Source organism: Streptosporangium sp. NPDC004631, from assembly GCF_053601935.1.
Window position 1 is genome coordinate 97018 of the sequence record NZ_JBSGCR010000003.1, and the last position, 15458, is coordinate 112475.

The 15458-nt window shown below is 71.3% G+C and carries 11 protein-coding genes; 2 read left to right on the forward strand and 9 right to left on the reverse strand.

What is annotated here, in order from left to right:
* Positions 1–18: 18 nt before the first annotated feature.
* From ACWEF2_RS03790 to ACWEF2_RS03825, 8 genes are all read right to left on the reverse strand, one after another.
* Complete coding sequence (locus ACWEF2_RS03790) at positions 19–441, reverse strand: roadblock/LC7 domain-containing protein (RefSeq protein WP_453811596.1); 423 nt, start codon at positions 439–441, stop codon at positions 19–21.
* Positions 438–3362 carry a nitrate- and nitrite sensing domain-containing protein gene (locus ACWEF2_RS03795; protein ID WP_453811598.1) on the reverse strand — a complete coding sequence of 975 codons (2925 nt, stop codon included), beginning with the start codon at positions 3360–3362 and terminating at the stop codon, positions 438–440. Before ACWEF2_RS03795 ends, ACWEF2_RS03790 begins: the two co-directional genes overlap by 4 nt.
* 223 nt (positions 3363–3585) lie before the next feature.
* Positions 3586–5928 carry a [protein-PII] uridylyltransferase gene (locus ACWEF2_RS03800; protein ID WP_453811600.1) on the reverse strand — a complete coding sequence of 781 codons (2343 nt, stop codon included), beginning with the start codon at positions 5926–5928 and terminating at the stop codon, positions 3586–3588.
* A 4-nt stretch (positions 5929–5932) separates the two neighbouring features.
* Positions 5933–6271, reverse strand: coding sequence for a P-II family nitrogen regulator (locus ACWEF2_RS03805; protein WP_453811602.1), 339 nt, complete (start codon positions 6269–6271; stop codon positions 5933–5935).
* Positions 6268–7581, reverse strand: coding sequence for an ammonium transporter (locus tag ACWEF2_RS03810; protein ID WP_453811604.1), 1314 nt, complete (start codon positions 7579–7581; stop codon positions 6268–6270). The genes ACWEF2_RS03805 and ACWEF2_RS03810 overlap by 4 nt, the downstream gene beginning before the upstream one ends.
* A 428-nt stretch (positions 7582–8009) precedes the next feature.
* On the reverse strand, positions 8010–8948 hold the full coding sequence (locus ACWEF2_RS03815; RefSeq protein ID WP_453811606.1) for a sigma-70 family RNA polymerase sigma factor: 939 nt from the start codon (positions 8946–8948) through the stop codon (positions 8010–8012).
* Between the two features lie 248 nt (positions 8949–9196).
* Positions 9197–10555, reverse strand: coding sequence for a formimidoylglutamate deiminase (locus tag ACWEF2_RS03820; protein ID WP_453811608.1), 1359 nt, complete (start codon positions 10553–10555; stop codon positions 9197–9199).
* A gap of 208 nt (positions 10556–10763) precedes the next feature.
* Positions 10764–11450 (reverse strand): SDR family oxidoreductase, encoded by a 687-nt coding sequence (locus tag ACWEF2_RS03825; protein WP_453811610.1) that lies wholly within the window; start codon positions 11448–11450, stop codon positions 10764–10766.
* 224 nt (positions 11451–11674) lie between these two features.
* Between ACWEF2_RS03825 and ACWEF2_RS03830 the strand changes: the two genes are divergently transcribed.
* Both ACWEF2_RS03830 and ACWEF2_RS03835 read left to right on the forward strand, forming a co-directional pair.
* Positions 11675–12634 carry an ATP-binding cassette domain-containing protein gene (locus ACWEF2_RS03830; RefSeq protein WP_453811612.1) on the forward strand — a complete coding sequence of 320 codons (960 nt, stop codon included), beginning with the start codon at positions 11675–11677 and terminating at the stop codon, positions 12632–12634.
* Positions 12635–12651: 17 nt separating this feature from the next.
* A complete protein-coding gene (locus ACWEF2_RS03835) occupies positions 12652–13401 on the forward strand; it encodes an ABC transporter permease (RefSeq protein WP_453811613.1) in 750 nt (249 codons plus the stop codon).
* Positions 13402–13754: 353 nt separating this feature from the next.
* Here ACWEF2_RS03835 and ACWEF2_RS03840 read toward each other — a convergent pair whose 3' ends face one another.
* Complete coding sequence (locus tag ACWEF2_RS03840; protein WP_453811615.1) at positions 13755–15443, reverse strand: ABC transporter ATP-binding protein; 1689 nt, start codon at positions 15441–15443, stop codon at positions 13755–13757.
* Positions 15444–15458: the final 15 nt, after the last annotated feature.

Consider the following 15458-nt stretch of genomic DNA (forward strand, 5'->3'; position numbering starts at 1 on the left):
CTGGGGAAGGTGCGGTCATCATCGCCCCCGGGAGGACTGCAGCTCGGCTCTGAGTGCCGGGGTGAGCACCTGGCCGGCCCGGTCGACGAGCAGGGTCATCTGGTAGGCCACAAGCCCCATGTCGCATTCGGGAGAGGCCAGTACCGCGAGCACCGAGCCGTCGCTGATCGCCATGACCAGCAGCAGACCGCGCTCCATCTCGACCACGGTCTGGGTGACGGCCCCGCCCTCGAACACGCGGGACGCGCCCACGGTCAGGCTGAGCAGGCCGGCGGCGACAGCGGCGAGCTGGTCGGCACGGTCGTCCGGGAACCCGTCGGAACTGGCGATCCGCAGACCGTCCGCCGAGACACACACGGCGTGCGCGACTCCGGGGGTGCCCCGGACGAACTCGGTGATCAGCCAGTCGAACCTACGCGCCTCTTGGCTCAGGGTCGTCACGAGTTCTCCTCCCTGTCCGCCACGTCTCTGGCGGTGTCCTCGTATAGTTCGGCGCGACCTCGCCGTATCCCCTGCTGGAAACTCGACAGGCGGCTGCGGACGCGCTCGGGCGAGATGGGTGGCATCGGGGTGGACGGCGCGGAGGCCGCGGCGCCCGGCACCAGGTTGGCCTTGGGGGTGCGCTTGGGCAGTCCCGCCGAGGTGACCCCGCCAAGGCTGGGATCGCTCACCGCCTGAGCCGCCTGCCACCCGGCGTCGGCCGGGGTCTCCCAGTTCTGTACCGCGCGCGCCGGAGCGGGCTCCTCCCCGGCCGGTCGGCGGATCGGCGTGTCGTCCACGACCGAGGCGGCCGGCGCGGGCCCGTCCGGCACCGCCGGCCGCGGAGACTCCGTCTGCCCCCCGGACTCGTCGGTGATGGACGCGTACCCGCCGCTGCCGTCCGCCCTGCGGAACCAGGCCGACTCGACGGAGGCGAAGATCGGCAGGAACTCCTCCTCCTCGGGTTCGAGCGGGGAGACCCGTACGGCGGGCATCGACGCGGTCGCCGGATCCTCCCGGGAGGTCTGCCCCCAGTCTCGGGAGGTCTGTCCCCACTCATGGGAGGTCTGATCGCGGGAGGCCTGTCCCCACTCGCGGGAGGTCTGGTCCCGGGAGGCCTGTCCCCACTCACGGGAGGTCTGATCGCGGGAGGCCTGCCCCCACTCACGGGAGGTCTGATCGCGAGAGGTCTGCCCCCAGGGGGAGAAAACCTCGGCGGAGGAGATCCCGTTACCGCTCGTTCCCTGCACCTGACGTTTGGGCAGGGGGTACTCGGCACTCGGCGGCGGGGCGCCGAGTGAGGCCGAGGGAACCGGGTGCTCCCCGGGGAAGGAGGCGAAGCCGAACGAGGGGGCCGGCTGCACGGGCGGCTCCCCGAAGGACGCCTGGCCGAAGGAGCCCTGCCCGAACGAGCTCTGGCCGAACGAGTTCTGCGCGAAGGAGCCTCGGGGCGACGGGACCTGTCTGCCGTGCGCCTCGACGCCCCACGACGGCTGGCCCGGCTGTGCCCCCTCGGGGACGATGAGCTCCGGCGGGAAGAGGACCATGGCGATGAGGCCGCCGGCCTCCTGGGGGCGGAGCTGGACCCGGATGCCGTGGCGCAGGGCCAGGCGGCCGACCACGAACAGGCCCATCCGCCGGGAGACCGAGACGTCCACGACGGGCGGGTCCGCCAGGCGCCGGTTGGTCTCGACCAGCTCGTCGTTGGTCATGCCGATGCCGGCGTCGCTGACCGCGAGCAGCGCGCCACCGCCCTCGATCATGCTGCTGGACACCACGACCGGGCTGGCCCGGGGGGAGAACTGGATGGCGTTCTCCACCAGCTCGGCGACCAGGTGGACGATGTCGTTGGCGGCGCTCCCGGCGACCGAGATCGTGCGGTGCACCTTGACCTGGACCCGCTCGTAGTCCTCGACCTCCGACAGCGAGGCGCGCACGACGTCGACGAGCTTGGCCGGCTGGCTGCGCCTGCGGGTCGGCTCGTGACCGGCGAGGACCAGGAGGTTCTCGGAGTTGCGCCGCATGCGGGTGGCGAGGTGGTCGAGCTTGAACAGGTCCGCGAGACGGCCGCCGTTCTCCTCGCCCTTCTCCAGGCCGTCGATCAGCGAGATCTGGCGCTCGACCAGCGTCTGGGTGCGGCGCGACAGGTTGACGAACATCGCGCTGATGTTGGAGCGGAGCTCGGACTCCTCGGCGGCCAGCCGTACGGCCTGCCGGTGGACCTCGTCGAACGCCTTGGCGACCTCTCCGATCTCGTCCTTGCCGTCGACCGAGATGGGGGCGATGTCGGGCACCCGGCTGTCTCCGGAGACCCGCAGGTTGCGCACCACCTCGGGAAGCCTGAATCCGGCGACGTCCAGCGCCTCGCCCCGCAGGCGGCGCAGCGGCAGGACCATCGAGCGGGCGATGAGGACCGTGAGGCCGAGGACCAGGATCAGCAGGAGCAGGATCAGGCCGGAGGCGATGATCGCGTTACGCTGCTCGGTGTCCTCCAGCACGCGGGCCCGAGTGATCACGTCACCGGCGACCTTGTTCTCGACCTTCTTCATCCGGTCGAGGGTGGCCCCGTTGTCCGAGAACCACTGCTTGACGGCGGCGAAGTCGGAGAGCAGGCGGCCCTCCCGCCGGGTGTCGCCGGCCAGCACGATCGCCCTGGCCTTGGTCAGCTCGGCCCGGTAGACCTTCTCGTCCATCATGGTCTTGACGAGGAGCTGGCGGTTGGCCGGGCTCGCCTCGATGCCGAAGTCGGCCTTGTACTCCTCCATGCGCGAGCGGGAGGCGATGAACTTCTCGATCTCCTGGGCGTCGACCAGCGAGGGCGCGTAGTAGCCGGCCAGCAGCCGGGCCCGCTGCCTGGAGACCTCCTCCTTGGCGCGGGCCAGCGCGCTGAGCGCGCGGGTGTTACCGATGATCTCCGGGTCGTCGCTGACCAGCGTGAGCTCCTCGTGGAGCTGGAGCAGCGGGGAGATCATGAGGCTGTAGCGTTCGGCCCTGTTCGTCCCGGGCAGCTGGCGGAGTTCCCGCAGACCGGCGAGCTGGTAGCCCACGTCCTTGGCCGCGTCGACGGCACGGGGGCCGTAGGAGTCGTCGATTCCCTGCAGATCGAGCGCGACTTTCTTGATCAGCGCGTCGACCGTTCTCTGCTGTGTGTCGGCTGCTTCCTTCAGGCCTTCGTTGGTCGGCTGGAACGAGGCCCATGCCACCCGGTCACGTTCCAAACCCAGGGCCTGTGCCAATTCACGTAACCCACCCGAGTATTCGGCCGCCGCCGCGGTCCGCTGGTATCCGGCCACGCTGTCGATGGAGGCGACCACCCGCGTGCCGGCGAGCACGACCCCCACCGCCGTCGGCACCAGGATCAACGCCGTGAGGCGCGACCGCACGCGCCAGTTCCGCATACCGAACCGGGCGGCATGGCGCTTGCCGCGGCCAGGTGCCGGAGCACCGCCGCTCTCGGTTGTCGCCGTCGTCACCGCTCTCGCTCTACCTCTCACCATCACGACATGAGTGGCCCTCATCAGACCACAAGGTCACGGGACGCAATCGGCATAACCGACAAACCGGACTTAATCGTTACGAAGGTGACGAGGGAACGATTGCCTATGGTTATCGCAAGGCGGCAAGCACCTGGTCCCGTACCTGTGCCCGCTGGGCTCCCTCCGTCAGAGGACCCCCGGCTCTATCGACAACGTAGAAGACATCCACCGCCTCTGCGCCGAGAGTCTCCACACGTGCGGCTCGCACGTCAAGACCACAATCTCCAAATGCTCTACCAATTCGCCACAATAGCCCCGGACGGTCATGAGCGCGTACCTCCACAACGGTCGCCGTATTGGACGCGTCGTCCACGAGAGTAACCCGTGGTGGCGCCGTAGGAACCTGGACCCGGCGCAGCGAACGGGCCCTCCTCGCCAGCCGCTGCTCGATGTCAAGCCGGCCCGCTAGGGCCAACCGTAAATCAGCTTCCAGTGTCGCCGGATCCGGGGGCGAACCGTACTCCGGCATGACCGAAAACTCAATTACCGCAGTCTCCCCCACCGAAGCCGCGGAGGCGGCCCGGACCACCATGCGGTGCGCGGCGAGCACCCCTGCCGCACGCCAGAGCAGCCCGGCCCGGTCCGGCGCGACCACGGTGACCACTCCCCCGCCGACCCGTACCGCACCGCCGCCGTGCCGGGCGGGCGCGGTCGGCGCGGCCGGGAACGCGGGCACGGGCGGCGGAGGGGTACCGGCCAGCACCGAACGCACCCGGCGCACCAGATCGGAGACCAGGGCCGCCTTCCAGGAGTTCCAGGCGGCGGGACCGGCGGCCCGGCCGTCGGCCACGGCCAGCGCGGCCAGCAGTTCGAGCGTCTCCCGCGAGCCCACGGTCTCCGCCACCCGGGAGACGGTCACCGGGTCGTCCAGGTCGCGCCGTGTCGCCGTCTCGGGGAGCAGCAGATGGTGGCGGACCACGCTCTCCACGGTCTCCACATCCGCGGGCGGCAGCCCTATTCTGGTGCCGATGTCCCTGGCCACCACCGCGCCGGTGATCGAGTGGTCGCCGGGCCAGCCCTTGCCGATGTCGTGCAGGAGTGCCGAGATGAGCAGCAGGTCGGGCCGGGAGACCTCCCGGGTGAAGGCAGCGGCTCCGGCCGCGGTCTCGATGAGATGGCGATCCACCGTGTAGCGGTGCACCGGGTTACGCTGCGGACGATGCCGTACCCGTTCCCAGTCGGGCAGCAGCCGGACCAGAACGCCCGCCTGGTCCAGTTCCTCCCAGACGGGCACCGCCGCCCGCCCGGCGCCGAGCAGCGCGACCAGCGCGTCCCTGGCCTCCCTGGGCCAGGGGACCGGAAGCGGCGGAGCCTGGACCGCCAGCGCGTTCACCGTGGCGGGGGCGATCGGCAACCCCGCCTCGGCCGCCGCGGCGGCGGCGCGCAGCAGCAGCGTGGGATCCCCTCGCGGGCTGACACCCCTGGCGAGCACGACCTCGCCGCCGTGCTCGACGACCCCGTCGGCGAGCGGACGGCGCCCCCTCGGCGCCGGACCCGACAGCAGGCGGTCGACGGCGCGCCAGATGGCGTCGGAGGCGTGCGCGACCGTCCGGCCGGACTCGGCGAGCCTGCGCATCAGCGCCTCGGCGTCGAGCAGCCCCAGGGCTCCGGCGACCGCGTCCTGCTCCTGGAGCACCAGCCGGTCGGCCCCGCGGGCGGTCACCAGGTGCAGGCCGTGCCGGACGTCGAGCAGGAGCTCGTACGCCTCGCGCACCCGGGGTCCCGGAGCCGAGGCCACCCAGGCGGCGGCCACGGCCTGCATGGCCTGCACGTCGCGGAGGCCGCCGCGCGCGTCCTTGAGGTCGGGTTCGAGCAGGAACGCCAGCTCGCCGCTGGTCTCCGCCCGCCTGTCGACGGCGTCCCGCAGCTCGGCCAGGCGGCGCCGGGAGCCGGCCCGCCACTCGGCGAGCACGGCCTCCCGCGCGGCCCTGGTCAGCTCGGGGTCCCCGGCCACGTGCCGGGCCTGGATCAGCCCGAGCGCCGCCCTGAGATCCTCCCCGGCGACCGCGACCGCCTCGGCCACGGTCCGCACCGAGTGGTCGAGGCCGATGCCCGAGTCCCAGACCGGATACCAGACGCGGTCGGCGACGCGCGCCACGTCGTCACGGCCCCGGTGCAGCAGGACCAGGTCCAGATCGCTGCCGGGGGCCGGTTCCGCGCGGCCCAGGCTCCCCACAGCGACAAGCGCGACACCGCCGGGCACATGGCAGGGCGGAGGGCCGAGGGCGTCCTTGAGGGCGCTCTCGGGGCCGCCGGGCCCGTCCGCGCCCCCGGCGCCCCCGCGCCGCCCTGCCCCGCCGACGCGCCCGTACGGCGTGCCGCAGGCGGCCCTGAGCAGGTCCGCCAGCCAGTGGTCGATGTCCGAGGCCCGCTCCCTGCGGGCCGCGGCGTACGAGTGGACGTCGTCTCTCACCGGCTCAGAGCGCCTCTGGGCCGCGTTCCCCGGTACGGACCCGCACGACGGTGTCCACCGGGATCGACCAGACCTTGCCGTCCCCGATCTTGCCGGTCTGCGCGGCCTTGACGATGACGTCGATGACGTCCTCGGCGTCGTCCTCCTCGGCGAGCACCTCAAGCCGGATCTTGGGCACCAGGTCCACCCGGTACTCGGCGCCGCGATAGACCTCGGTGTGGCCGCGCTGGCGGCCGTACCCGCTCGCCTCTCCGACCGTCATGCCCCTGACCCCGAACCGTTCCAGGGCCGCCTTCACGTCATCGAGTTTGAAGGGCTTGATGACGGCGGTGATGAGTCTCATACGTCCACCTTCTTCGCGGTGCTGGTGATCGCCGGGCCGTGGGAGGACACCGCGCCGGACGCGTGCACGGTGCCGAGGTCGTAGCCGGTCTCGGCGTGGGAGGTGATGTCGACGCCGGCGAGCTCCTCCTCGGCGCCGATCCGGAAGCCCACCGTCCTGTCGATGATCTTGGCGATGACCCAGGTGACGGCGAACGAGTAGACGCCGACCGCGACCGGGCCGAGGACCTGCAGGCCGAGTTGCCCGACGCCCCCGCCGTAGAGCAGGCCGGTGCTCTGCTGCTCCAGGAAGGGGTGGGCGGCGAGGAAGCCGAGCGAGACCGCGCCGAGCACCCCGCCCACCAGGTGCACGCCGACCACGTCGAGCGAGTCGTCGAAGCCGAGCCGGTACTTCAGGCCCACCGCGCAGGCGCAGACCGAGCCCGCGACGGCGCCGATGACGAGGGCGGCCCAGGGGTCCACGAAACCGCAGGCCGGGGTGATCGCGACCAGGCCGGCCACCGCGCCCGAGGCCACGCCCAGGCTGGTGGCGTGGCCGTCCCGCCTCTTCTCGACGAGAAGCCAGGCGCCGGCGGCGGCCGCGGCGGCGATCTGGGTGTTCATGAAGGCCAGGCCCGCGGTCCCGTCCACGGCGAGCTCGGAGCCCGCGTTGAACCCGAACCAGCCGAACCAGAGCAGCCCCGCGCCGAGCAGCACCAGGGGCAGGTTGTGCGGGCGCGTCGGCTCCCGGCCCCACCCGGCGCGCCTGCCGAGCACCAGGGCGAGCGCGAGGGCCGCCGCCCCGGCGTTGATGTGAACCACCGTGCCGCCCGCGAAGTCCTCGATGCCCAGGCTGAACAGCCAGCCGCCGCCCCAGACCCAGTGGGCGACGGGGAGGTAGACGACGGTGACCCACACGACCGTGAACAGCACCCAGGCGCCGAACCTGGCGCGGTCGGCGACGGCACCGCTGATCAGCGCGACGGTGATGATCGCGAAGGTCAGCTGGAAGGCGGAGAAGACGAGGCTCGGCATTCCGGTGCCGTCGGGCTTGGTGGCCGTGTCCACCAGGCTCTGCAGGCCGAGGGCGCCGGAACCGCCGACGAACATGTTGACCAGGCCGTCGGCGTTGTCGGTGAAGGTCAGCGAGTGACCGTAGAGCACCCAGGCCACGGTGACCGTGATGATGCTGACGAACGACATCAACATCATGTTGAGCACGCTTTTCGCTCTGGTCATTCCACCGTAGAAAAGCGCGAGCCCCGGAGTCATGAGCAACACCAGTGCGGTGGCCGTGAGCATCCAGGCAGTGGTGCCACTGTCGATCTTCATTCGGCACGACCCTCCGTCGCATATGGCATATGACCGATCTCGGCGCGCAGCGAACGCTTCCTGGGCTCCGTCGACCGGTCACGCACTGGCGATGTGCCACAGCGTGTTCTTCCGCGGTTTCACCGCGCGATCCACCGTGTTTCGCGCCGGTGAATCTCCGCCCCCCGGTGTTTCATCCGTGTTTCAGACGGGACCTGTCACGGTCCGAAGACGGCGGCGGCCATGCCCGAGGCCGCCCCGCCCCGGTGCCCGAGCGGGTCCGCCCCACCCGCCCCCCCGGCCCGCCGGAGGGCGCGAAGGCCCGGCGCGGCCCTCCACGGAACGGTCCAGCACGGCATGGAGCGATCCGGTACGGCTCCACGCGGAGCCGCTCAACGCGGAAAGGTCCGGTACGGCTCCCCGGGGAAGCCGTACCGGACCACGGTGGCTCAGGCGGCCGAGGCCATCTTCCGGAGCCGGGCCAGGGCGTCACGCTCGATGCGGCGGGCACGGTCACGGCCGATGCCGTAACGCTCGCCGACCTCGGTCAGCGTGTGCTCGCGGCCGTCCATCAGGCCGTAACGCCAGCGCAGCATCTCGCGGGTCTGACCCTCCAGCCCGGTCAGCCACTCCTCCAGACGCTCACGCTCCAGGATGTCCATCGCCTGCTGCTCGGGGTCGGCCCACGTGTCGTCGGCGATCATGTCGCCCAGCTCGGTCTCGTCGTCGTCGCCCACCCCCAGCTGCAGGGAGACGGGGTCGGAGGCCCAGCGGCGGAGCTCACGGACCCGCTCGATCGGCAGCTCCAGCACCTCCGCCAGGTCGGCGTCGGTCGGCTCCTGGTCGAACTCGGCCAGCATGTCGCGCCGGACCCGCATCAGCCTGGTCATCTGCTCACCCGCGTGGGTGGGCAGGCGGACCGGCCTGGCCTGCTCGTGAATGGCGCGCCCCACGGACTGGCGGATCCACCAGGTGGCGTAGGTGGAGAACTTGTAGCCGCGCCGGTAGTCGAATTTCTCGACCGCCCGCACCAGGCCCAGGTTTCCCTCCTGGACCAGATCGATCAGCGGCATTCCCCGCCCGGAGTATTTGCGCGCGACCGCCACCACAAGACGTAGATTGGCCTGGATGAATTCGTCTTTGGCCCGCTGCCCCGAAACAGCCAGCCGTTCAAGCTCCTCATCGGCGGCGTCCGCGACCCGCGGCTCCGTCAACCCGCCGTCCAGCAACTGCTCCGCGAAGAGGCCCGCCTCGATCCGCTTGGCGAGCTCGACCTCCTCCTCCGCGGTGAGCAGGGGGACCCGCCCGATCTCAGCCAGGTAGGTCCCGAGCAGATCTCGATCAGAGACGTGCTGGTCCTGCGTCCGATTCCCCGTCGGCCTTGCCATCCGATGGCACCTCGCTCCGCCTGCTTATGGCAGGCCCGCACGCTCGCTCAAGACCCCGTGCGTGCGGACGTGCCGCTTGCCTAATCAACGCCGGGATCAGGGCAAAGATTCCCTAAAGGAGTACGCCCGAAGAATGGTTTTGGATTTCCTCCTCAAGGAGGATGTCCATGGGCGCGACGTCATGGGAAACGCCACTTCCCGCCGCGGCCCGGCTCAAACCAGGCGGAGCGCGCCCGCCTCGCCCCGCCTCATCCGTGCTCCCCGCGCGCCTCGGCGATCGCCTCGCCGAGCAGCGCGCCCACGTCGCCGAGGACGTGCCGTCCCTCCCGCACCACCCGGCGGCCCCCCGAGACCACCGAGTGGACGTCGGCGGCCGTCGCGGCGAAGACCACGACCTCCGGGGCGTCCCCCCGGGGCGGCCCCGCCGTGCGGACCGAGTCGAGTCGCACCGAGACCAGATCCGCCCAGGCGCCCGGGACGAGGGTGCCCGCGTCGGGAAAACCCAGCGAGGCGTGCCCGGCGGCGGTGGCGGCCTGGAGCAGCTCGGCGGCCGTCCAGTGGCCGCGCCGCTCGGTGACCAGCCGCTCGTTCAGCTCGACCGCCCGCGCCTCCTCGAACAGGTCCACGACCGCGTGACTGCCGGAGCCCAGCGCGATCGGCGCCCCCTCGCCGAACAGCACCCCGGCCTGGCCCTGACCGTCTGCCAGGTCGCGTTCGGTCGTCGGGCACACGCAGACACACGTGTCCGACTGGGCGAGCAGGGCGATGTCCACGTCGGAGAGGTGGACGGCGTGCACCGCCGTCGAGCGGGGGCCGAGGATGCCGTGCTCGCCGAGCACCTGGACCGGGCTGGCGGCGTAGACCTCCACGCAGACCGCGTTCTCCGCGCGCTGCTCGGAGACGTGGACGTGCAGCGGGACCGCGTGGTGATGGGAGAACCCGCCGACCGCCGGCAACTGCTCCGCCGGAACCGCGTGCACCGAGTGGACGGCCGCCCCGATCTCGACGTCCTCCGCCACCCGGTAGACCTCCAGCAGCGCCTCGGCCCGGACGGTCCACCTCCCGGCGTCGCCGTCACCGAACCGCAGCTGGGTGCCGGTCAGCGGGACGCCGATGCCTCCGCTCAGATAACAGGTGTCCAGCAGCGCGATGCGCAGACCCGCCTCCCGCGCGGCCTGGACGAGCGCGTGACCCATGCTGTTCGGATCGTCGTACGGCCTGCCGCCCGGAGCGTGGTGGAGATAGTGGAACTCCCCGACGCAGGTGATCCCGGCCAGCGCCATCTCGGCGAACGCGGCCGTGGCCAGCCTGCGGTAGGAGTCGGGGTCCAGCGTCGCGGCCACGCCGTACATCTGCTCCCGCCAGGTCCAGACGCCGCCCTTCTTCCGCTGCGTCGTGCCCCGCAGGGCCCGGTGGAAGGCGTGGGAGTGCGCGTTGGCCAGTCCCGGCAGGGTCAGCCCGGCGAGCCGTACGGCTCCCGGGGGAGGCGCGGCCACGCCCGGGGCGATCTCGGAGATCCGGGAGCCCGTGACGGTGACGAGCACCCCGGCGACGACCTCGCCGGGCGGCAACCAGGCCAGCTCACACCAGTAGTTCAGCTCCGGCACAGGTCCTCCAGGGCGGTGGCGAGGACGACTTCCGCGGGGCGGCCGGACATCTCGGCCGCCATTCTTTCCATTATGTGAATAAATGCGTTCACGAATGGGCCGTGCCACCGGCATGAAGCACCAAAGAGGCGCCTAAAACGCGATGAGGTCCCGGATGAGGTCCCGCCTCCCACCCCCCGGCGGGACTCGCCTCCTCAGGTGAACCGCCTCAGGTGACCGGGCCCGCCGACGGCCGGACGGTGATCTCGGTGACGTGGGCGTCCTGAGGGGCCGTGACCGCGGCGAGCACCACCCGCGCCACCGAGTCCGGGGAGAGATACCTCTCCGGCTCGTAGGCCCCGCCCTCCTGGGCCCGCACCCCGCGCTGCATCTCGGTGCCCACCCGCCCCGGATAGACCGAGGTCACCCGGAGCGCCGGCTCCTCCAGCCGGAGCGCGTCGGCGAAGGCGCGCAGCGCGAACTTGCTGGCCGCGTAGGAGCCCCAGTCCGGGTTGGCCCGCCGCCCCGCCCCTGAGTTGATCAGGACGACCTGTCCCCCGGCCGCGCGCAGCGCGGGCAGCAGCAGCCGGGTCAGCTCGGCCACCGCGATCAGGTTGATCTCCATCGTGCGCCGCCAGACCTCGGCGGGGGTCTGCGCGATCCGGCCCAGGGTCACGGTGCCCGCGCTGTGCACCAGCACGTCGAGCCGGTCGATCGCGGCGACGTCGGCCTCGACGACGTCGGTGAGCTCCACCGGCCACGGCAGCGACCCCGGCAGCTCGGCTGCGAGCCCGGCCAGCGCCTCGACGTCCCGGCCGCCGAGCAGCAGGTCGTGGGTGGGGGCCAGGGCCCGCGCGATGGCGGCTCCCACCCCTCCGGAGGCTCCGGTCACCAGTGCGATAGGGCATGCGGACATGCGGATCACCTTACTCCGGGCGGAAGGTCTCGGGCCCGGGACGCTCCAGGGTGAGCGCGTGGACGCGGTGCGGGTAATCGTGGACCCACGCCCCCGAAAAGATCAAAAATGGCGAACTTCCTGAAAACCGGTTGAACCTCTCGCGGGGAGAGGCTTCAGTCTTTCCCTGGACCTTTGGAACCCTCCGGATCCGTAAACCTTTCCGCCCCCCGAAACGGAGCATCATGATCATTGAAGCGCACGGCCTGCGCAAAACCTTCACCGCCAAACGCGGGCGGGGCAAGGCCGAGAAGGTCGAGGCCGTACGGGGCGTCGACCTGTCCGTCGCCGAAGGCGAGATCTTCGCGGCCCTCGGCCCGAACGGCGCAGGCAAGACGACCACCGTACGGATGCTCGCCACCTTCACCACCCCCACCGCCGGCACCGCCAAGGTCGCCGGATACGACGTGGTGAAAGAGGCCGCCAAGGTCCGGGAGAGGATCGGCTACGTCAGCCAGGCGGGCGGCGTGGACGAGAACGCCCCGGGTCTGGAGAGCCTGCTGCTGGCCGCGCGCCTGGCCGGGCACTCCCGCAGGCAGGCGCTCACCCGCGCTGACGAGCTGCTGGCGGCCTTCAGCCTGACCGAGATCGCCGGGCGTCCGGTCAAGACGCTCTCCGGCGGCCAGAAACGGCGCTTCGCGCTGGCCATCGGCCTGGTGAACCGGCCGCCGCTGATCTTTCTCGACGAGCCCACCACCGGCCTGGACCCGCAGAACCGCGCCAACCTCTGGGACGAGGTCCGCGCCCTGCGCGACCAGGGCACCAGCGTGCTGCTGACCACCCACTACCTGGACGAGGCCGACGCGCTCTGCGACCGGCTCGTCATCATCGACAACGGCATGGTCGTCGCCGAGGGCACCGCCGAGGATCTCAAGAAGGAGGTGGCCGGCGACGTCGTCACGCTCAGGCTGGACGACCTGGCCTCGGCCCAGAAGCTCCTCGCCGCGCAGCCGTACATCAAGGAGGTCCAGGAGGAGGGGGACACCCTGCGCGCCTACCTCGACGACGGCGAGCACAACCTGCCCGCCCTGCTCCGCGCCCTGGAGGTCGGCGGCCTGGCCATCCGGTCCATCTCCCTGGAGAGGGCCACGCTCGACGACGTCTTCCTGCGGCACACCGGCCGCTCCCTCCGCGACGCCGCCTGATTCCGATAGGACCCCCCATGTTCCGACACACCATGCTGTTTCTCGGCTACGAGCTCGGCAACGTCCGCCGCAACCCGGTCTGGCCCCTGTTCGGCATCCTGCAACCCGTGCTCTACCTGCTGCTGTTCGCGCCGTTGCTGACCACCACGACCAAGGGTGGGACGCTGATCGAGGCGCTGCAGATGTTCACCCCCGGCACCATGATGATGATCGCCCTGTTCGGCTCGATGTTCGCCGGTTTCACAATGATCAACGAGACCCGCAACGGCGTGCTGGAGCGGCTCGCGGTCAGCCAGGCCTGGCGGCCGGCGATCATCCTGGGCCGAGTGATCAAGGACATGCTCGTCCTCGTCCTCCAGGCGCTCCTGGTGATGGGCGTGGCCGTGCTGATGGGCCTGCGGCTGAGCCTTGCCACGGTGCTGCTGATGCTGCTGCTGATGGCCGCGACCGGCCTGTTCGCCGCCAGCATCTCCTACGGCCTGGCCCTGGCGGTCCGCGACGAGGGCGGCATGTCGCAGATCGTGCAGTTCTTCGCGCTACCGCTGACCCTGCTGGCCGGGATGCTGCTCCCGGTCTCCCTCGGCCCGGCGTGGATGCAGACGGCCGCCAAGTTCAACCCGCTCTACTACTCGGTCGAGGCGGGCAGGTCCCTGTTCGCCGGGCGCCTGTCCGACAGCACGATCCCGGTGGCCTTCGGCCTGTTCATCGTGCTCGGCACGCTCGCCCTGGTCTGGTCGGTCCGCTCGCTCAGGAAGCTGGCCGGGTAACCGACCCGGCGCCGGCCGTGTCCCCCGCGAAGCTCCACGCCCTCCGGAGAAGGGTGGGCGTCCCCGGCTCTCCCCCGGGGACGCCCACCCTTCCGGTTGCCACATCGACCTTTGCCCTGGCCCCCGCCCCGCACGGACTGGACCGGAGATCGAACTCGGCGAGCGCCCGACGAGCGCCCTTGAGCGAAGAAGAGGCTCCGCACAGGGCGGGATGCCCGATTTCCCGGCGGCCAACCGGCCCAGCGGATCGGTGCCCGAACTATCCCGCTACGCACCACTGCAATTTGTGGGATTGGTAGGAAATAAGGGAGATCAACGTGACCTGGCCCCACAGCACGGACGGATGAGGGCCGTCAGGTGGGGAGCAGGAACTGGGTGGCGGCCAGCTCACGGTAGAGGTCGTCGTCGGCGAGCAGCTCCCCGTGGGTGCCGACGGCCCGCACCCTGCCCCCCTCCATCACCACGATCCGGTCGGCGTTGGTCACCGTGGAGAGGCGGTGGGCGATCACCAGCACCGTCGTCTCCCTGGCCACCTCGGCGACCACCTCGCGGAGCCGCATCTCGTTGACCGCGTCGAGCTGGGAGGTGGCCTCGTCGAGCAGGAGCAGCCGGGGGCTGCGCAGCAGGGCCCGCGCGATGGCGACCCGCTGGCGCTCGCCGCCGGAGAGCATGACCCCGCGGTGGCCGACCTCGGTCTCCAGACCCTCGGGGAGCCGGGCGACCAGATCCTCCAGCCGGGTCAGCGAGAGCACCCGCCAGATGTCGTCCTCGCCCGTGCCCGGCGCGGCGAAGACGAGGTTCTCCCTGAGCGTGCCGTCCAGCACCGGCGCGTCCTGCTCGACATAGCCGAGGGCGGCGCGCAGATCGGCCAGCGGCCACCGTCTGATGTCACGGCCGTCGACGGTGATCACCCCGGCCTGCTGCTCGTAGAACCGTTCGAGGAGGGTGAAGACCGTGGACTTGCCCGCCCCCGAAGGACCCACCAAGGCGGTCATCCCCCCGGCCGGGATCTCGAAGGAGACCCCGTCGTGGACGACCGGCCGGTCGTCGCCGTAGCGGAAGACCACGTTCTCGAAGATCACCCCGGCCGGAGCGGCGCCGGCCTCGCGGATCCCGCCGCCGATCTCCTCGGCCGGGAGTTCCTCGATCTCCCGGATGCGCCTCACCGCGGCCAGGCCGTTCTGCATCTGGGTGACCCCCTGGATCAGCTGACCGATCGGGGCGACCAGGTAGAAGAGATAGAGCAGGAAGGCGATCAGTGAGGAGACCTCAAGCGCGCCCGAGGCGACACGGGCCCCGCCCACTCCGAGCACGGCCACGAAGGCGAGCTGCGCGGCCATCCACGCCGAGATGCCGGCGATCGAGGTCCACCAGGCGACCGCGACGCCCCGATCCCTCGCCTCGCGGGCCGCCTCGTCCACCGTGGCGATCTCGCGCTCCTCGGCGCCGCTGGCCTTGACCGTGCGGAACGCCTGCAGCACCCGGTCGAGCACCGCGCCCATCTCGCCCACCGCGACCTGCGCCTGCATCGAGGCACGCCGGATGCGCGGCATGACCAGGCCCACGAGCGAGCCGACCAGGATCAGGACCCCCAGCGTGATGAGCAGCAGCAACCCGTCCATGATCGCCATCATCACCACGGCGCCCACCAGCATGAACAGCGCGCCGACCATCTCGACGACACCCTCGGTGAACACCGCGCGGAGCAGGGTGGTGTCGGAGGTCACCCGGGACAGCAGGTCTCCCGGCTTGAGGCGGTCCACCTCGGAGACCCGGAGGCGGAGCATCCGGCCCACCAGCCTGCGCCGGGCGGAGAACACCACGCCCTCGCCCATGCGCTCCAGCACGTATCTGCCGGCCGCGCCGACGCCCGCGCCGACGAGCACCGCCGCCGTCAGGCCGAGCACCGGCCCGACCAGGGACCGATGGTCGCCGAAGGCGTCGATGACCACCTTGGCGAGGAGCGGCATCGCCAGCCCGGCGAACGAGCCCACCAGGCTGAGGAGACCACCGAGCAGCAGGGCGCGCCTGTGCGGCCGCATATAAGCAAGTAACAG